The following is a 19,014-nucleotide window of genomic DNA, read 5'->3' as shown; positions in this document are numbered from 1 at the left end:
GCTGACCGCTGGTGATCGGTCTGTCGGAGCCCGGTGCCGCCAATCCCGGGGATCGACAGTCTGAATTTTACTCAGCTCTGCCGGTGGCGACTAGGAGACTGCTGTCATTCACAGGTTGGGCGGCGACCACTTACATGTGTACGTGAAGGCGTCGTGCCGCTTCGGAGATGGAGCCGCTCAGCGACGGGTACACCGTGAAGGTGCTGGCGACGTCGTCGACGTGCAGTTTCTGCTTCACCGCGATGGAGATGGCGAAGATCAACTCCGACGCATTGGCGCCCACCACCACGCCGCCGATCACAGTGCCAGATCCCTTGCGGGCGAAGATCTTGACGAAGCCGTCCTTGACGTTGCGCATCTTGGCGCGCGCGTTGCTCTTCAGGGAGAGCTTGATGATGTCACCCTGGTACTTGCCGGACTCGATCTCGGCCTCGGAGACACCCACGGACGCGATCTCGGGCGACGTAAAAATGTTGGACGCCACCTGGTGCAGCTTGATGGGGGTCACCTGGTCGCCGAGGAAGTGCGCAATGGCGATCCGTCCCTGCATGGCGGCGACCGAGGCGAGCGCCAGGACGCCGGTGCAGTCGCCGGCAGCGTAGATGTTCGGGGCAGTGGTGCGGGACACGCCGTCCACCTTGATGTGGCCGCTTTCGGTCAGCGCCACGCCGGCTTCCTCCAGGCCGATGCCGGCGGTGTTTGGGATGGAGCCCACACACACGAGGCAGTGGCTGCCGGTGACCTTGGAGCCGTCACCGAGGGTGACCACCACGCCGTCGTCGGTCCGTTCCACCGTCTCGGCACGCGAACGGGACAGCACCTTCACGCCGCGGCGTTCGAAAACCTCTTCCAGCACCTCGGCAGCGTCCGTGTCGGAACCCGGAAGCACGCGGTCGCGGCTGGAAATGAGGGTGACCTTCGAGCCCAGGCCGTTGTAGGCGGAGGCGAACTCGGCGCCGGTCACGCCGGAGCCCACCACGATCAGTTCCTCCGGCAACTCGTCCAGGTTGTAGATCTGTGCCCAGTTCAGGATCCGTTCGCCGTCCGGCCGTGCCGTGGGCAGTTCCCGCGGGTGTGCCCCGACGGCCAGCAGGATGGCGTCAGCCTCGACGGTTTCGGTTCCGTCGGCGGTCAGGACCTCGATGGTGTGGTTGTCCACCAGCTTGCCGGAGCCGTTCAGGATGCGGACGTTCTGGTGCTCCAGGCCGGTCTGGATGTCGACGGACTGCTGGCGGGCGAGGCCGAGCAGGCGGTCGTTGATGTGCTTGAGATCGGCGCGCATGACCGGAACGAAATCCCCGCCGTCGACGTCGAACTTGACTCCCAGCTCGCCGGCACCGCTCACGCGGGTCATCAGGTCCGCCGTCGCGATCAGCGTCTTGGACGGCACGACGTCGGTCAGTACCGCGGAGCCGCCGAGGCCGGAGCGCTCGATGATGGTGACTTGGGCTCCCAGCGAGGCGGCCACCATGGCGGCTTCATAGCCACCCGGACCTCCGCCGAGAATTGCGATTCGGGGGGCGCTGAAATCAGGATGCATAGTCACAAACGACCATTCTCCTGCATCCTGCGCCGGACCACCAACCGTCCTGGACGGGTCGAGCAGCCCCAAGGGGCGCGTTTCTGCTGCCCGCACCGGCTCCGGCACGGTAGCTTGGACCGGGTGAGCACAACAGATTCCCTGGACCCGGATCCCTTCGAAGCAGCGCGGACGGCCGCGGACTACATCGCGTCGGAGACCGGCGTCGAAGCCCACGACACCGCCCTGGTCCTGGGCTCAGGCTGGGCCGAGGCCGCCGACCTCATCGGCGAGACCACCGCGACGCTGGCAGCCTCGGAGGTCCCCGGCTTTTCGGCTCCTGCTGTGGAGGGACACGTGGGCACGATTCGTTCCGTGCTGACCCGGGAAGGCAAGCGCGCACTGGTCCTCGGCGCCCGCACCCACTACTACGAGGGCAAGGGCGTGCGCGCCGTTGCCCACGGCGTGCGCACCGCGGCCGCCGCCGGCTGCCGGACCCTGGTGATCACCAACGGCTGCGGCGGACTCAACGAAGACTGGGCGCCCGGCACCCCCGTGCTCATCAAAGATCACATTAACCTCACCGCGACGTCCCCGCTCGAAGGCGCAACCTTCGTGGACCTGACTGACCTGTACTCATCGCGGCTCCGGGACCTGGCCCGGGACGTCGACCCGTCCCTGAACGAAGGTGTCTACGCCCAGTTCACCGGCCCGCACTACGAGACGCCCGCCGAGGTGCAGTACGCCAAGCGGATCGGTGCCGACCTGGTGGGCATGTCGACTGCGCTGGAGGCCATCGCCGCCCGGCACGCCGGCATGGAGGTCTTTGGCATCTCGCTGGTCACCAACCTCGCGGCCGGCATCAGCCCGACCCCGCTAAGCCATGAGGAAGTGCTCGAAGCCGGACACGCTGCCGGGCCGCGCATTTCCAAGCTCCTGGCGGAAATCATCGGCCGGCTCTAGTCCCGCCCGTTGTTTGTGGCGAGGAGTTGGGCGAGCGAGTCGGCACGCGCCTGGGGAAAACGCCGTTCGAGGGACTGCGCAATGCCTGCCACGGTCTGCCGCGCGAGTTCGGTGCGCCAGGCCAGCTCCGCATGGCGCATGGACTGCGAAATGATGCAGCTCCGAAGGTAGTCCTCGTCCGCGTCACCGCCGGGGCAATTCGCCAGGATGCCGTCGCAGCGGAACGCCAGGTCCCGGCCTTCGATGGCCAGCACCACGTCCAGCACCGAGATCCGGTCAGCACGGCGCGCCAGCTGGAACCCTCCCTTGGGGCCGGACACGGACTGCAGGACGCCCGCCCGCACCAGGCATTGAAGCTGCTTGTTCAGGTATGCCGGCGGCAGCTTATACAGCTCGGCCAGCCGGCCGCTGCTGATCGGTTCTCCCGCGGGCGCCCATGCCATGTTGACGCAGCAGTGGAGAGCCCACTCCACCCCCTGGTTCAACTTCACAACCCAGACGTTACGTGTCCAGAATTTTTGCTGTCAAGCAGCATTCCGGCGGCCACGAACGGGTGGAGTTATGACAGGTCCGCTGCGCTGTCCGGCACCGCTCCGCCGGGTTTTGACGATAGTTTGGTTTCCATGACGCCTTCCGAAGCCGATCTGCAGCTGCTCAACGACGCCCGTGCCTGGGCTGCCCAGGATCCGGACCCGCTCACCGCGGCAACGCTGACCGAACTCGTGAAGCTCACCGAGGCCGGCACGCCCGCGGCCCGGCAGGACCTCGAAGACAGCTTCCGGGGAACACTGCAGTTCGGAACGGCGGGCCTGCGCGCTGCCCTGGGACCGGGGCCCAACCGGATGAACCGCGTCGTGGTCCGCCGCGCAGCGGCGGGCTTCGCCAATTTCCTGGTCCGGACGGTGGCGGAGGCTGCGCCCGGCACACGGCCGCGCGCCGTCGTCGGCTATGACGCCCGCTACAACTCAGACATCTTCGCCGCGGAGACGGCGGCGGTGCTCACCGCGGCCGGAATCGAGACGTTCCTGATGCCGGCTGCCCTGCCAACGCCGCTGCTGGCGTATGCGGTCCGGGCGCTGGAATGCGACGGCGGTGTGATGGTCACTGCCAGCCACAACCCTCCGCAGGACAACGGCTACAAGGTGTACCTCGGCCGTCATGCCGTGGAGGAAAACGGCCGGGGCGCGCAAATCGTGGCGCCGTACGACGCCGTGATCGCCACCGAAATCAGCAACGTGGGCGACCTTGCCTCGATCCCACTGGCCCAGGACGGATGGACGGTCCTGGACGCCGGGATCGTTCAGGACTACGAGGCCGCCACGGCGGGGCTTGCCAACCGCGGGCTGTTCCCGGCCCGGAACCTGAAAATCGTCCTGACACCGTTGCACGGCGTCGGCGGCACCACGGCTGTCGCCGTCCTCCGGGCAGCCGGGTTCACCGACGTGACGCTGGTCAGCGAGCAGGCCGAGCCAGACCCGGACTTCCCCACCGTGAGTTTTCCCAACCCCGAGGAACCGGGCGCGCTGGATCTGGCGCTTGGCGCGGCGATGCAGGCGGACGCGGACATCGTCCTGGCCAACGACCCGGACGCGGACCGTGCCGCGGTGGCCGCGAAGGACCCGGACACGGGTGCGTGGCGGATGCTGCGAGGCGATGAGGTGGGCGCCCTCCTGGGAGCGCATGTCGTGGCGCGGCTGGCCGCCGCGGGGGTGGACGACTCCGAAGGGGACGCGGGCGGCGGAGTATTCGCCAATTCGATTGTTTCGTCCCGGCTGCTTTCACGCATCGCCGCGGCAGCCGGGTACGCGCACGAGGAGACGCTTACAGGATTCAAGTGGATTTCCCGCGTGCCGCGCCTCGTCTACGGCTATGAGGAGGCCCTGGGCTACTGCGTTGCACCGGATCTGGTCCGCGACAAGGACGGACTGTCCGCCGCGGTGCTGATCGCGGAGCTGGCGGCCGCAGCCAAGTCCGAGGGCAAGACGATCTTCGACACCCTGGATGAGCTGTACCTGGTCCACGGGCTCCACGCGAGTGACCAGCTGAACATCCGCGTGGGTGACCTCGGCCTGCTGGATGCCATGATGAACCGGCTGCGCGTGAACCAGCCCGAATCATTTGGCGGTTCAGCCGTGGAGTCATTCGTGGATCTGGCCGAAGGCAGCGAACAACTGCCCCCGACCGACGGGCTGCTCTATGTGACCCGCGACCTCAGCCGGGTGATCATCCGGCCAAGCGGCACGGAGCCGAAACTCAAGTGCTACCTGGAGGTCATCAAGAGCGTCGGGTCTGCAGCCGAACTGCCCGAAGCCCGGCTGGCTGCCAGGGCCGCGCTGGACCAGGTGCTCACTGACGTGCGCGAGGCCCTGGGCCTGTAACCGGCCCGGTGGCTCTGTAAGAAGCCTTAGAGCTCAACCTCGATGACGCCATCGACGATGCGCGTGGCGAACGTGGCCAGGCGCAGGTCCGCGTTGCCGAAGCACTCGCCCGTCTCGAGGTCGTAGACCTCCTTGTGCAGCGGCGAGGCGATGGTGGGGCGCGTGCCGCGTGATCCGAGGATGCCGCGTGCCATGACGAAGGCGCCGGTGGCCGGATCCTCCTGAGCTACGGCGAAAACCTCACCTGGCGCCGTGCGGAACAGGGCCACCTGCTGGCCGGCCACGAGTGCCGCTTCGCCCCAGGCCAGTTCCAGGTCCTCCACGGCGCAGACGCGGTGCCAACCTGCATATCCGGTGGCGAGATCCTCAAGTTCCAGTGTTGCCGTCATGTCCGGCTCCTCTCCCTTTTTGCGTGCTTTCCGGCGGCGGGCCGGTCCTGCGAGACGTGTAATTGCGCCTGCTGTAGCCGCCGCTGCGGCCGTATACCAAAACTAGGGCGGCGGTGTTTCGACGGGGTGCAGTCAATGTGTCAAGAACGTAAAAGACACCTCACATGGCCCGAAACAAGCCCGTGATGCAGAAGTTAAGTTCACGAAACAATTGGGAAACTGAAGCGAAACTGCGCCTCCCTAGTCTGGATGGACAAGCTGCAGAGCACCGTCTGCGGCCCAGCGAAAGGCCCACAGTGACCGAACAGACTTCAACCTCATCGACTCCGCGCCGCATTGTGGTCGCCGGCGGCGGCCCTGCAGCCCACCGTTTTGCGGACGCCATGCATGCCCGGGGCCTCGAAGGCTGGCACGTAACTGTTCTGACCGAAGAAGCCCACTTGCCCTATGACCGCGTTGCCCTCAGCAAGGCCCTCACGGACAGCACCGTTGACCTGACGCTAGGTGCGGCTTCCATGTGGGAACACGAGTCGCTCACCCTGCGGACCGGCGAGCGCGTGGTGAAGATCAACACCGCGGGCAAGTCAGTTGAAACCGCAGCCGGCAACACCTATGAATACGACGAACTGGTGGTTGCCACCGGTTCCGACGCCGCCCGGCTCCCGCTGCCCGGCGCCGAGCGCGTGCACGTCTACCGCACCCTCGAGGACGTCTGGGCCATCAACAAGTCCATCGTCGAGCTGACTGAAAAGCTCGGCCGCAAGGTCAACGCCGTCACCATCGGTGGCGGGCTCCTGGGCCTCGAATCCGCGGCCGGCACCGAACAGCTCGGCGCCACGCCCGTCGTCATCAACGGCGCCCCCTGGCTCATGAACACCCAGCTCGACGAAGGCGCCGGACAGGCCCTGGGCCGACTCATCGAGGCGAAGGGCTTCGAAGTCCACGGCGGTGTGTTCCCGTCCGAAATCCAGGCGGACGACGACGGCCAGGTCACCGGTGTGCTGATGGCAGACGGCCGCATCATCCCTGCCGATATCGTCATCGTGGCCATCGGCGTCAAGCCCCGCGACGAGCTTTTCCGCGCCGCCGAAGGCGAGGAGTCCCTGTTTGATCTGGGCCCCCGCGGCGGAGTCGTGATCAACGATTACTGCGCCACCCAGGTGCCCGGCATCTGGGCCATCGGTGAGGTAGCAAACTTCGAAGGCATGTGCCTGGGCCTGGTGGCCCCTGCCAACACCATGGCCGAAATCGTGGCCGACCGCCTGCACGGTGGCGAGGCCACGTTCCCCGGTTTCGATACCGCCACCAAGCTCAAGCTTTCCGGCGTGGACGTGGCCAGCTTCGGCGACGCATTCGCCCGGACGGAGCACGCCCTCGAAATCGTCTACGCGGACCCGGCCCGCGGCGTTTACCAGAAGATCGTCACCACCGACGACGCCAAGACCCTCCTCGGCGGCATCTTCGTCGGCGACGCAGCCCCCTACACCAGCCTCCGTCCTCTCCTGGGCCGCGAGCTCCCGGCAGAACCGGGCGCCTACCTGACCGCCGCCGGTGGCGGGGAAGCCCCCGAGACCGAGCTGCCGGACGACGCCACCCTCTGCTCCTGCAACAACGTCACCGCCGGAACCATCCGCGACGCCATCAACGGCTGCGGCGCCTGCGACGGCAACGCCCCCGTACAGGAACTCGGCGAACTCAAGGGCTGCACCCGCGCCGGAACCCAGTGCGGTTCCTGCGTGCCGATGCTGAAGAAGCTGCTGGAAACCGAACTGACCAAGTCCGGCGTCGAGGTTTCCAAGGCCCTCTGCGAGCACATCGAACTGTCCCGCCAGGAACTCTTCGACGCCATCCGCGTCCTGGAACTGACCTCCTTCGAGGAGATCATGGCCAAGTACGGCACCGGCGCAGGCTGCGACATCTGCAAGCCGACCATCGCCAACATCCTCGCCAGCCAGAACAGCAACTACGTCCTGGACGCCGGCCGCGGCACCCTGCAGGACACCAACGACCGCGCGCTGGCCAACATGCAGAAGGACGGCACCTACTCGGTGGTCCCCCGCATCGCCGGCGGTGAGATCACCCCGAAGAAGCTGGGCGTCATTGCCGCCGTCGCCGAGAAGTACAACCTGTACACCAAGATCACCGGCGGCCAGCGCATCGATATGTTCGGTGCCCGGCTGGAGCAGCTTCCGGAGATCTGGAAGGAGCTGGTGGACGCCGGCTTCGAATCCGGCCAGGCCTACGGCAAGAGCCTGCGCACGGTGAAGTCCTGCGTCGGCTCCACGTGGTGCCGCTTCGGTGTCCAGGACTCGGTGGCCATGGCCATCCAGCTCGAGCTCCGCTACCGGGGCCTCCGCAGCCCGCACAAGCTCAAGATGGGCGTTTCCGGCTGCGCCCGCGAGTGCGCCGAGGCCCGCGGCAAGGACGTCGGCGTGATCGCCACCGCGGACGGCTGGAACCTGTACGTCGGCGGCAACGGCGGTGCCACCCCGGCCCACGCCCAGCTGCTGGCCAAGGACCTGGATGACGAGACGCTGATCAAGTACATCGACCGTTACTTCATGTACTACATCCGCACCGCCGACCGTCTGCAGCGCACCGCGCGCTGGCAGGAGGAGCTCGACGGCGGCATCAAGCACGTCGAGGACGTCGTGGTGCACGACACCCTGGGCATCGCCGAGGACCTCGAGGCAGCCATGGCCAAGCACGTGGACACCTACGTCGACGAGTGGGCAGACACCCTGAAGGACCCCGAGCGCCTGCGCCGGTTCCGCTCCTTCGTCAACGCCCCCGACCAGAAGGACGATTCCATCACTTTCGTCCCGGACGAGCGCGGCCAGATGCGTCCGGCAACGGCAGAGGAAAAAGGCAAGGTGCTGATCGGGGCTTCCATCCCCATGCGGCCCCGCGATGAGAACGAGGTATAGGCATGCAGCTCAGCATTGATCTCACCGGCCGCGACGTCCTGGTCACCGGTTCGGATTTCGCCGCCCGCCAGGCCGTCCGCCGCTACGAGGCAGCCGGAGCGGTCGTCTCGCGCCTCAGCACCCCGCAGGGTGCCGGGCACGATGGTCCCCTGCCCGAGCGTCCCTTCCTGGTCGCGGCGGTGGAGGACGGCCAGACCGGCTGGGAGCCTCTGCTGGACCGCTGCCGCGCCGCCGGCATTCCGGTGGCGGCCGAACCGGCCGCGGGCCGGGCCGGCCACGTCACGCTGGTTGGCGGCGGCCCGGGCACCGGCGAGCTGCTGACCGTGGCGGCCGTCAAGGCACTGCGGGATGCCGACGTCGTGTTCTACGACCGGCTGGCCCCGTACCAGGAGCTGGCGTCCCTCACCTCTGCCGAACTCGTCGACGTCGGAAAGCGGCCGGGACACCACAAGGTGAGCCAGGGCGACATCGAAAAGCTCATGGTCGCTTCCGCCTTGGAAGGCAACAACGTGGTGCGTCTCAAGGGCGGCGACCCGTACGTCTTCGGCCGCGGCGGTGAGGAAGTTGCTTCCTGCGTCGCCGCCGGCGTCCCCGTCCGCGTCATTTCCGGCGTGACCAGCGCCATCTCCGTGCCGGCTGCCGCCGGCATCCCCGTGACGCACCGTGAAGTCAGCCACATGTTCACCGTCGTGTCCGGCCACGCCCCGCTCACGGAGAAGGAACTGACGCACCTGGCCGGCCTTGGCGGGACCATCGTGGTGCTGATGGGCATCGGTACGCTGCACCACCTCGCCGCCGGCCTGCGCCGCGCCGGGATGCGCACGGACATGCCCATGGCTGTGGTGGAGCGCGGCTACCGGCCGGGCCAGAAGACCACCATCGCTGAACTGGGCAACATCACTACTGCCGCCGCCGGCTGCAGTAATCCCGCTGTCCTGGTGATCGGCGAGGTGGTGCGGGTGGCTGAGGCCAACCGCGGGCATGCCGAGGCCGCGGCGGAACTCGACCGTCTGGCGGCCTCGCTGCTGGGTTCGTGATAGGCATGAACGCAATGAATGCACTAGCCCCCACTGACACACTACCCACCGAAACAGCGCCGGAGGCTGCCGCCGAGGCCCCGTTGGAGGGCTTCCGGATCGGTGTGACGTCCCACCGCCGTTCGCGGGACCTCATCGAGGCCCTGGAACGCCGCGGCGCCGAGGTCCTGCATGCCCCGGCACTGAAGATCGCCCCGGTGAACGAGGACATCAGCCTGATCGAGGACACCAGGGCGATCATCGCAGCCAAACCTGACCTCTGCATCGCCACCACCGCCTACGGCATGCGCCGCTGGTGCGAGGCGGCGGACGCGTCGGGGATCGGTGAGGAGCTGCTGGAAACCCTTGGCGCCTGCCGGATGTTCGTCCGCGGACCCAAAGCCCGCGGCGCCGTGCGCGCCGCCGGCCTGGCCGACGTCGGAATCAGCAGCGACGAGACCACGGCGACGCTGGTGGACATGCTGCTGGCCGAGGGCGTGCGCGGCAAGACCGTGGCAGTGCAGCTGCACGGCTACACGGATGTCCGTCAGCTGGAACGGCTCCGGATGTCCGGCGCCACCGTCCTGACCGTGACCCCTTACCGCTGGGTCAAGCCCGACGGCGCAGACCGGCTCCCCCGCCTCATCGAGGCGGCCTGCAGCGGCAACCTCGACGTCCTCACCTTCACGAGCGCCCCTGCCGTGGACGCCATGTGGAGCACGGCCCACGAGATGGGGCTGTACAAACAGCTCGTGGAGAGCCTCAAGACCACCGTAACGACCGCCGTCGTTGGTCCGGTGACGGCGCAGCCGCTGCTCGATGCCGGCATCAGTCCGCTGGTGCCGGAGCGTTTTCGGATGGGCGCGCTCATCAGGCTGGTGTGCGAGCACCTCGCGCTGAACCATGTGCGCCGCCTGGACACCCGCTCCGGAAACGTGGAACTGCGCGGCCGGTCGCTGCGCATTGACGGCGAGCCCGTGGAGATCGCCCCGGCGCCGCTGCTGCTGCTCCGCGCGCTCCTGGGCGCCGGCGGTGCGGTCCTTTCCCGGGAGTCGCTCTCCGAGCTCCTGGAACTGCGCGGCTCGGTGCACGCTCTGGACATGACGGTCAGCCGGCTCCGCTCCTCCCTGCCGGACGGCAAGCTCGTGGAAACCGTGGTGAAGCGCGGCTACCGCATCCGCGTGTAACCGGTTCTCCTACAGCAACGCGGGGTGACTTAGCGCCCAACCCACCCCCTGGAATTGGGCGCTAAGTGACCCCGGGTTGCTGTGCCGGGGCATATTGTTACCGGGTGGTAAAAAGCAGCGAACAGCCGGGGACAATTCCGCAATGGCAGGGAAACACCGGCGAAAAACGCTCCCCCTAGGCTGGGTCCCATCAGCACAACAGGGCCCGAGACCGGCCCGCCTGGTGCAGCATTCGAAAGGGCCCGCACATGTCCGCCACGGCACAGTTTCCGTCCACCGCCACCCCTTCCGCCAAAATCCTCATCGCCGGGGCAGGCCCGGCCGCCCAGGCCCTCGTGGCCCAGCTCGCCGCGGTGCAGTTCTCGGGAACAGTCACCGTGCTGAGCAGCCACGACGACGCCCCTGACGACCTGCTGGACCTGGCCGCCCTGCCGTTCGTTTCGGTGCGCTTCGGCCAGCCCGCCAGCCACATCGACGCCACCGCCAGGGTGGTCACCACCGCCGACGGCATGGAATTCTCCTACGACCAGCTGGTCATCGCCACCGGCTCGGCCCCGGTGCACTCGCCGGTGGACGGCTCCGGTCGCTGCCTCAGCTACTCCACCATCGATGACGCCGCCAAGATCGGCAACGCCGTCAAGGAAGTCACCAGGGTCTTGGGCCGCAGGCCGCTCGGCATCCTGGTGGGCACCGGTCCCGCCGCCGGACAGGCCGAAGCGGTGCTTCGCGCCCGCGGCGTCCGTCCGGTCCGCACCACTGCCCGGCCCGCCGCCGTCGTGCCAACACTGGCCGGATCCGTGCTGCCGGCCGCCGGCGTTGTGTTCGAGGACGGCAGCCGCATGAACGGCGACCTCGTGGTCCTCGCCGAGGACCGCACGCCCCGGGACGGGCTGGCAGCAGCCGCCGGCGTTAAGACGGCGGCGGCCGGCGGGATCGTCGTCGGCCGCGACTTCCGCTCCTCCGTGCCGGGCATCTGGGCCATCGGGGATGCGGCAGCGTTGGACGGCGTGCGGCTGGGTCTGCTGGTGGCGTCCGGGTCCGCTGCCGGCGCATGCGCGGCCGAGCTCATGGCGGCACTTTCCGAGGGGCAGCTGGCCACCGCTGCCTAGCTTTCCTGCTGTGGCAGGATGGTTCGCAAGGACGCCGCGACACCCGGGGCGCCTTCGGCCAAAAGCCCATGGAAAGGACCAGCATGAGCAACGAAGCCAGCCCCGGAACGGGCACCGCGACCAGCCCCGCAGGATCTCCAGGGGAGGGTAGCGGGGCGCCGGGCATCGCTTCCTTCATCGACCACACGCTGCTGAAGCCGGAGGCCAGCGAAGCGGAAATCCTCAAGGTGTGTGCCGAGGCCGCCGAGTACAAGTTCAAGTCGGTATGCGTGAACCCGGTGTGGGTCAAGACGGTCAAGACGGCCCTCAAGGGCACCGGCGTGCTCACCTGTTCCGTGGTGGGTTTCCCGCTGGGCGCCACGCCCAGCGATGTCAAGGCGTTTGAGGCGCGCGGGGCCGTGCTGGACGGCGCCGACGAAGTGGACATGGTCATCGACATCGCTGCGGCCAGGGCTTCGGACAGGGGCGCCCTGGTGGACGACATCAAGGCCGTCGCCGAGGCCGTCCACACCGGAGAGGCGATCCTCAAGGTCATCATCGAGACTGCCCTGCTCACCGATGACCAGAAGGTCCTGGCCTGCGAAGCGGCCGTGGAGGCCGGTGCCGACTTCGTCAAGACCTCCACGGGCTTCAACGGCGGCGGAGCCACCGCCGCGGACATCGCCCTCATGCGGCGCACCGTGGGCCCGGACGTGGGCGTCAAGGCCTCCGGCGGCGTGCGGTCCCTCGAGGACGCACAGGCTATGATTGCTGCAGGTGCAACACGTATTGGCGCCAGCTCCGGTATTGCAATCGTCAAAGGCGAACAGGGTTCGTCTGCGTACTGACCGGCGGCAGCCACAGTTTGAGCCCCGCGGGGCCGAGGAGGAATGAATGTCCAGCAAGATTGACCAGCAGGTAAAGACGCCCCAGAACGAGAACCCCCTGGCCGGCAGCATCGTTCTGTTCGTGGTCATCATGGCCCTGTTCCTGGGCGCCATCTACTCGCTGTCCTTTCTGACGCTGGGCAACCCGTGGCCGATGGCTGTGTGCCTTGGCCTTTTCGCCCTCGCATTCTGGATCCCGCAGACCATCACCGGCCGCTCGGACAGCGCTGGCGAACACTAAGACCAACTGAATTAAAAAGCCGAAGCCCCGGACTGTCCGGGCTTCGGCTTTTTTAACTCCTATTTCATGGCAGTCCGAGCATGCTGCTGGCCAGCCGGCCGGCCAGCGCCAGCACCGCAGGGAAATGCGCACCGGCCAGCGACCAGGCCGCCAGGCACATTCCCACCATGGCGTAGCCGCTCACCGGTATCAGCACCAGCCACTCCCGCCGGGACCCTGCCCGGCCGAGCAGCGGGATCGAGAAGGCGCCGTTGGGCCGCCAGAAGTTCCTCAACACCCACATCCGGCGCAGGAACCTTGGCGGTTTGATCACCAGCGGCCAGAGGAGCGGAACACCGCCGGTGGTCACCATGTCCCCCACGATGTGGACCACCACGCCGATCAGCATGGACATGGGCAGCCAGGTCCACTGGTGGGGCGCGAACCAGGTCACCAGGCCGGCCATGACCAAGGCAAAGACCCAGTTGGTGATCCACCCGGACTTTGGAAACAGTTTCAGCGCCTTGGCGGCGATGTTGATCATGAACATGCACAGCAGCCCGGCACCAAGGGACAGCACACCCCATGGCGTGTCCACCTGGATCTGCGCCGCAACCGCGGCGAGCAGCACGAACATGGCTGCCCCCAGCACCGAATGCGTGCCCTGCCGGTGGCCGCCGCTGGCGTTCTCGATGCCCAGGGCGATCATGTTGGACAGCGGCGGCAGCGAGTGTGCCACGGTGCTGGAGCGGTGGTCCCAGTCGCACACCAGGGCGGTGCCCGCCGTCGCCATGCCGCCGATCAGCACGCCGGTGGCGTCCAGCGGGTACCAGCCCAGGGTGTACGGCCCCGTCGCGGCAACAGCCACCCACGCCGCGGCTCCCGACGCGGCGTGGTGTCCTCCCATCACGGCTAGCCCTTCGTGGCTTCGAGCGGGACCGGGGCGTCGGCGAAGATGTTGCGGATGACCCCGTCGGCCCATTCCAGGATTTCGGCGTCCTGCAGGTCGCGGCCGCCGATCCTTGCCGTTTTCGGCTTGGGGATGAGCACGGCGTCGAGGGCAGGCTTGGACTGCGCGCCCGGGTACATGCGGTTGAGCCGCATGGTCTTCGATTCGGGCAGCTGCGCCGGGGAGAACCTGATGAAGTTTCCCTGCAGGGCGACGTCGGAGAGCCCGGCTTCGCGGGCACCCACCCGGAAGCGCGCGACGGCTACCAGGTTCTGTGCGGGCAGGGGCGGCTCGCCGTAGCGGTCCACGAGCTCGGCGAGGACCTCGTCGATGGCCTCGTGGGTGACGGCGGACGCCAGCTTGCGGTAGGCCTCCAGCCGCAGCCGCTCCCCCGGGACGTAGTCGTGCGGCAGGTGCGCGTTCACGGGCAGCTCGATCTTCATTTCGGCGGCCTTCTCCTCGGCTTCACCGCGGTACTCGGCCACGGCTTCGCCCACCAGCCGGATGTAGAGGTCGAAGCCGACGCCTTGGATGTGGCCGGACTGCTCACCGCCTAGCAGGTTGCCGGCGCCGCGGATTTCCAGGTCCTTCATGGCCAGCTGCATGCCCGCGCCGAGCTCGTTGTGGGTGGCCACGGCCTTCAGCCGTTCCAGCGCCACCTCGCCCAGCGGCTTCTCGGAGGGGTAGAGGAAGTAGGCGTAGGCGCGTTCACGTCCGCGGCCCACGCGCCCACGCAGCTGGTGGAGCTGCGACAGGCCGTACTTGTCCGCGCCGTCTACGATCAGGGTGTTGGCGTTGGAGATGTCCAGGCCGGTTTCGATGATGGTGGTGCACACCAGGACGTCGAAGCGCTTCTCCCAGAAGTCGACGATGATCTGCTCCAGCCGGCTCTCAGACATCTTGCCGTGTGCCACCTCGACCCTGGCTTCGGGGACGAGGTCGCGAATTCTGGCTGCGGTCTTTTCGATTGTGGAAACGCGGTTGTGCACGAAGAAGACCTGTCCCTCGCGCATCAGCTCGCGGCGGATGGCGGCGGAGGTCTGCTTGTCCGTGTACGGCCCCACATAGGTGAGCACCGGATGGCGTTCCTCCGGCGGGGTGGCCAGGGTGGACGTTTCGCGGATGCCGGTCAGCGACATTTCAAGCGTACGCGGGATCGGGGTGGCGCTCATGGCCAGGACGTCCACGTTGGTGCGCATCTTCTTCAGCGCTTCCTTGTGCTCGACGCCGAAGCGCTGCTCCTCGTCCACGATCACCAGGCCCAGGTCCTTGAACTCAAAGTCCTTGGACAGCAGCCGGTGCGTGCCGATCACCACGTCCACGGAGCCGTTCTTCACGCCCTCGGCGGTTTCCTTGGCTTCCTTGGACGCCTGGAACCTGGACAGCGGCTTCACGCGCAGGGGGAACCCGGAGAACCGCTCGGTGAACGTCTCGTAGTGCTGCTGCGCGAGCAGGGTGGTGGGCACTAGCACCGCCACCTGTTTGCCGTCCTGCACGGCCTTGAAGGCGGCGCGGACGGCGATCTCGGTCTTGCCGTAGCCGACGTCGCCGGAGACCAGCCGGTCCATGGGGATCTCACGCTCCATGTCGGCTTTGACCTCGTTGATGGTGGTGAGCTGGTCCGGGGTCTCCACGTACGGGAAGGCCTCCTCCAGCTCGCGCTGCCACGGTGTGTCCGGCGCGAAGGCATGGCCGCGCGACGCCATCCGGGCCGAGTAGAGCCGGATGAGCTCGCCGGCGATCTCCTTGACCGCCCGGCGCGCCTTGGACTTGGTGCTGGCCCAGTCCGCGCCGCCCATCTTGCTGAGCACAGGGGTGTCGCCGCCGACGTAGCGGGTCACCTGGTCCAGCTGGTCGGTGGGCACAAACAGCCTGTCCCCCGGCGCCCCGCGTTTCGACGGCGCATACTCCAGCACCAGGTACTCGCGCACGCCGTCCCCGCCCCCTGCCACCTTGCGCTGGATGAGCTCCACGAACCGGCCGATGCCGTGCTGCTCGTGCACCACATGGTCCCCGGCCACCAGCTGCAGCGGATCCACGGCGTTCCGCCGCTTGGACGGCATGCGGCGCATGTCCTTCGTGGAGCCTGCGGAGGTGCGGCCCAGCAGGTCGGCCTCGGTCAGGAGACCGAGTTTCAGTCCGTCCAGGACAAAACCGCGTCCGACGGCGGCGGTAGTCACCTCGATGATCCCTGCCTGGGGTTCGTGGTCCAGTGTGTCCACCCGGGAGCAGGGGATGTCGGCGTCGTGGAACAGTTCAGCCAGGCGCTGCGCCGGGCCCGGGCCTTCGGTGGCCACCACGATCCGCCACTGGTCCCGCACGTGCGAGCCAATGAAGTCCATCATTTCCGCCACGTCGCCCTGGTAACCGCGCGGTTCGCGGGCGTGGAGGTTGAGCACGTCGATGTCCGGTGTCAGTTCCTCATCGGTGGCGAGCGACGTGATGGACCACCAGGACACCTCGTGCCCGAGGGCCGCCGATCGGGTCTCGGCCAGCGACCGGAAGCTGGCGGAATGCAGGGCGGCCGAGGCCTGCGAACTGAGGTCGAGCGGGGCAGTTCCGCCGTCGGAGGCCGTGGACCACGCGGCTTCCAGGAACTCCTCGTTAGTGGCCGCGAGGTCGTGCGCGCGCGTGCGGACCTTCTCCGGTTCAATGACCACCGAGATGGAACCCTCTGGCAGCTGTTCCATGAACGGGACCATGGCGTCCACCAGGACAGGCGCCAGGGATTCCATGCCTTCCACGGCAATGCCGCCGGCGATCTTCTCCAGCATGTCGGCAGCAGCGGGCAGCTGGGACTTCAGCGTCGCGGCCCTGGACATGACCGACGGGGTGATGAGGATTTCGCGGCAGGGCGGGGCGTGGAGTTCGGTGGGATGGTGCAGGCCGGGCGAGGACAGCGAGCGCTGGTCGGCGACGGCGAACCAGCGCATCTGGTCCACCTCGTCGCCGAAGAATTCCACCCGGATGGGGTGGTCCTCGGTGGGCGGGAAGACATCGAGCATGCCGCCGCGGACGGCGAACTCGCCACGGCGGGTCACCATGTCGACGCGGGCGTAGGCGGCGTCTGCGAGGTTCTTGACGACACTGCTGAAGGGGGCCTCCTGGCCGACCTTCAGGGTCACCGGAACCAGTTCCCCCAGACCGGCCACGATCGGCTGGAGCACGGCGCGGACCGGGGCCACGACCACCCGGAGTGGTCCCGCCGCTGCGGTTTCCGGATGCGCCAGGCGTCGCAGGACCGACAGCCGGCGGCCCACCGTGTCCGAGCGGGGGGAAAGCCGCTCGTGCGGGAGGGTTTCCCAGCTGGGGAACTCGGCCACGGCGTCGGCGGGCAAGTAGGCACGGAGCGCGGCGGCAAGGTCCTCGGCCTCGCGTCCCGTGGCGGTGACGGCCAGGACAACACCCGGCGCGGCATGGTCAGCGGCGGAGCTCCCATTTTCCGCAGCGTTCAGCAGGCCGTCCGCCATCTCCGCCAGGAGCACGGGCCGCAGTCCTGCCGGGGCGCTGATCTGGTAGTCCTCGCTGCGGACGCTGAAGCTCCTGCCCGCCTCGGCCTGCACGCGGGCGAACGTCCTGTCCGTAGAAAGGACGCGGCGCAGGCCGTTGAGGGGCAGTCCGTTGAGGGACTGGCCTGAGGGCAGGCCAGTGGAGGGCTGGCCTTTGGGGCGCTGGCCGCTGGGGCTCATGGCAGGATCTCCTGGAATCTCATTCGAACGCAGGCAACACGAAAAGCCGAGATTCTTGCGAATGCCGGGGCTTCCAGCCTACCCCTGAGGGCGCGCCGGCGGCATCCGGGCTCCGGATACCGCATTGCTAAGCTTGCTGAGCAGGTGAGGTTCAGCACAGCCTGAAGATCAGCACAGCAATGCCGCCGCCCCCAAGGAGACTCCCGTGAGCGACCAGACCGGAAATGACAGCAGCGGAAATGACAGCAGCACCGGCGGCGCGGCAGGAGCCGGCAGCAGCCCCGACGCCCGGACGGTGCTTGTCACGGGCGCCACGGGGTACATCGGCGGGCGGCTGGTCCCCCGGCTGCTGGACGCTGGCCACCGCGTCAAGGTGCTCGTTAGGTCCCCGGAGAAGATCGCCGGCGTGCCGTGGTTCGACGACGTGGAGCTGGTCCGCAGCAGCCTCGGCGACTCCGCGGCGCTGGAGGAGGCCCTGCAGGGGGTCGACGTCCTCTATTACCTGGTCCATTCCATGGCAGCGGGCTCCGGTTTTGAGGCCAAGGAAAAGGTCATGGCCGGGCTTGTGGCCGGTGCCGCCGCGGCTGCCTCCGTCCGGCGGATCGTCTATTTGGGCGGACTGCACCCACGCAACACTGCACTGTCAATGCACATGCGCTCCCGCGAGGCGGTGGGCGAAGTATTTCTCTCCGGCCCGGTGGATGCCATCGTGTTCCAGGCCGGGGTGGTCATCGGCTCCGGCTCGGCGTCGTTCGAAATGATCCGCCACCTCGCCGAAACCCTGCCCCTCATGCCGGCGCCCAGCTGGGTCCGCAACCGGATCGAAGCCATCGCCGTCCGGGACGTGCTCTACTACCTCGTCGGGGCCGCGTCTCTGGTGGAACCACTCAACCGCACCTTCGACATCGGTTCCCGGGACGTCCTGACGTACGCCGGCATGATGAAGGAGTACGCGGCCGAGGCGGGCCTGCCGCCGCGCCCGGTCCTGGCGCTGCCAGTGCCGGCACCCAGGCTGGCCGGATTGTGGGTTGCCCTGGTGACCCCGATTCCGCTGTCCATGTCCGTGCCGCTGGTCCAGTCCCTGCAGCACGATGCGGTCTCGGCCGAACACGACATCGATAACTACATCAAACAGCCCGACGGCGGGCTGACCGGCTACCGCAGGGCCGTGGCCTTGGCGCTCGGCAAGGAACGCGACGGCCAGGTGGAAACGACTTGGGCCAACGCCGGCGCCGATGCCGACCCGCTGCCGAGCGACCCCGGCTGGGCCGGGCACAGGGTGTATGTCGACGAGCGGACCTTTCCCAGCGACGTTGACCCGTCGCACGTGTGGACGATCATCGAGGGGATCGGCGGCCGCAACGGCTGGTACTCGCTCCCGCTGGCCTGGAGCGTCCGCGGCTTGCTGGACAAGCTCTCGGGCGGAGCGGGCCTGCTCCGCGGACGCCGGCATCCGCACCATCTGGTGGCCGGTGAGGTGGTGGACTGGTGGCGCGTGGAACGGATCGAGCGCGGCCGCCTGCTCCGTCTGCGGGCAGAAATGCGCGCCCCGGGACGCGCCTGGCTGGAGCTCTGCGTGGAGCCTGAGGGCGGCGGAAGCCGCTACCGCCAGCGGGCGATTTTCTTTCCCAAAGGACTCAGCGGGCGGCTCTACTGGCTGGCCGTTCTTCCGTTCCACAGCATCATCTTCCCGGCCATGTCCCGCAACATTACCGCGGCAGCCCGGAAGGTGGCCGGTGCGGAAGAGTCCGCCGCCACCCCGTAGGATGTGGTGAGCAAAAAGCGTTCTGACCCCACAACGA

14 protein-coding genes are annotated in these 19,014 nt (G+C 67.9%); 9 read left to right on the top strand and 5 right to left on the bottom strand.

What is annotated here, in order from left to right; all coding sequences use genetic code 11:
• Positions 1 to 130: 130 nt before the first annotated feature.
• The gene (locus QFZ23_RS07665) at positions 131 to 1,546 is read right to left on the bottom strand and encodes an NAD(P)H-quinone dehydrogenase (protein WP_306921820.1); all 1,416 of its coding nucleotides are present in this window, start codon (positions 1,544 to 1,546) and stop codon (positions 131 to 133) included.
• 117 nt (positions 1,547 to 1,663) lie between these two features.
• Between QFZ23_RS07665 and QFZ23_RS07660 the strand changes: the two genes are divergently transcribed.
• The gene (locus QFZ23_RS07660; protein ID WP_306921818.1) at positions 1,664 to 2,482 is read left to right on the top strand and encodes a purine-nucleoside phosphorylase; all 819 of its coding nucleotides are present in this window, start codon (positions 1,664 to 1,666) and stop codon (positions 2,480 to 2,482) included.
• Here the strand turns inward: QFZ23_RS07660 and QFZ23_RS07655 are convergent.
• The gene (locus tag QFZ23_RS07655; RefSeq protein WP_306921815.1) at positions 2,479 to 2,973 is read right to left on the bottom strand and encodes an RrF2 family transcriptional regulator; all 495 of its coding nucleotides are present in this window, start codon (positions 2,971 to 2,973) and stop codon (positions 2,479 to 2,481) included. The genes QFZ23_RS07660 and QFZ23_RS07655 overlap by 4 nt on opposite strands.
• A 132-nt stretch (positions 2,974 to 3,105) precedes the next feature.
• On the opposite strand from QFZ23_RS07655, the gene QFZ23_RS07650 reads away from it, so the two are divergent.
• Positions 3,106 to 4,860: a phospho-sugar mutase gene (locus QFZ23_RS07650; RefSeq protein ID WP_306921813.1), complete on the top strand. Its 1,755-nt coding sequence runs from the start codon at positions 3,106 to 3,108 to the stop codon at positions 4,858 to 4,860.
• Between the two features lie 26 nt (positions 4,861 to 4,886).
• Here the strand turns inward: QFZ23_RS07650 and nirD are convergent, their stop codons facing one another.
• Positions 4,887 to 5,249 carry a nitrite reductase small subunit NirD gene (nirD, locus tag QFZ23_RS07645; protein ID WP_306921811.1) on the bottom strand — a complete coding sequence of 121 codons (363 nt, stop codon included), beginning with the start codon at positions 5,247 to 5,249 and terminating at the stop codon, positions 4,887 to 4,889.
• A 296-nt stretch (positions 5,250 to 5,545) separates the two neighbouring features.
• Between nirD and nirB the strand changes: the two genes are divergently transcribed.
• From nirB to QFZ23_RS07615, 6 genes are all read left to right on the top strand, one after another.
• Positions 5,546 to 8,176 carry a nitrite reductase large subunit NirB gene (gene nirB / locus QFZ23_RS07640; RefSeq protein ID WP_306921808.1) on the top strand — a complete coding sequence of 877 codons (2,631 nt, stop codon included), beginning with the start codon at positions 5,546 to 5,548 and terminating at the stop codon, positions 8,174 to 8,176.
• 2 nt (positions 8,177 to 8,178) lie between these two features.
• A complete protein-coding gene (gene cobA, locus QFZ23_RS07635; protein WP_306921806.1) occupies positions 8,179 to 9,213 on the top strand; it encodes a uroporphyrinogen-III C-methyltransferase in 1,035 nt (344 codons plus the stop codon).
• Positions 9,214 to 9,227: 14 nt separating this feature from the next.
• Entirely contained in the window at positions 9,228 to 10,379 is a 1,152-nt protein-coding gene (locus QFZ23_RS07630) for a uroporphyrinogen-III synthase (protein WP_306921804.1), read from the top strand.
• A 248-nt stretch (positions 10,380 to 10,627) separates the two neighbouring features.
• Positions 10,628 to 11,488 carry an FAD-dependent oxidoreductase gene (locus tag QFZ23_RS07625; protein WP_306921802.1) on the top strand — a complete coding sequence of 287 codons (861 nt, stop codon included), beginning with the start codon at positions 10,628 to 10,630 and terminating at the stop codon, positions 11,486 to 11,488.
• Positions 11,489 to 11,571: 83 nt separating this feature from the next.
• Positions 11,572 to 12,315, top strand: a complete 744-nt coding sequence (gene deoC, locus QFZ23_RS07620; RefSeq protein WP_306921801.1) for a deoxyribose-phosphate aldolase — start codon at positions 11,572 to 11,574, stop codon at positions 12,313 to 12,315.
• 46 nt (positions 12,316 to 12,361) lie between these two features.
• The gene (locus QFZ23_RS07615) at positions 12,362 to 12,595 is read left to right on the top strand and encodes a hypothetical protein (protein WP_306921799.1); all 234 of its coding nucleotides are present in this window, start codon (positions 12,362 to 12,364) and stop codon (positions 12,593 to 12,595) included.
• 64 nt (positions 12,596 to 12,659) lie between these two features.
• On the opposite strand, the gene QFZ23_RS07610 is transcribed toward QFZ23_RS07615, so the two are convergent.
• Together QFZ23_RS07610 and mfd are read right to left on the bottom strand one after the other, a co-directional pair.
• Entirely contained in the window at positions 12,660 to 13,481 is an 822-nt protein-coding gene (locus QFZ23_RS07610) for a metal-dependent hydrolase (protein ID WP_306921798.1), read from the bottom strand.
• 5 nt (positions 13,482 to 13,486) lie between these two features.
• On the bottom strand, positions 13,487 to 17,212 hold the full coding sequence (gene mfd / locus QFZ23_RS07605; RefSeq protein ID WP_306921797.1) for a transcription-repair coupling factor: 3,726 nt from the start codon (positions 17,210 to 17,212) through the stop codon (positions 13,487 to 13,489).
• Positions 17,213 to 17,507: 295 nt separating this feature from the next.
• On the opposite strand from mfd, the gene QFZ23_RS07600 reads away from it, so the two are divergent.
• On the top strand, positions 17,508 to 18,977 hold the full coding sequence (locus tag QFZ23_RS07600; RefSeq protein ID WP_306926734.1) for an SDR family oxidoreductase: 1,470 nt from the start codon (positions 17,508 to 17,510) through the stop codon (positions 18,975 to 18,977).
• The last annotated feature ends 37 nt before the right edge of the window (positions 18,978 to 19,014 follow it).

This window comes from Arthrobacter globiformis (genome assembly GCF_030818015.1).
Classification (GTDB): domain Bacteria; phylum Actinomycetota; class Actinomycetes; order Actinomycetales; family Micrococcaceae; genus Arthrobacter; species Arthrobacter globiformis_C.
Note: the sequence above shows the minus strand (reverse complement) of the source record. Positions and strands in the feature narration are given on the sequence as shown.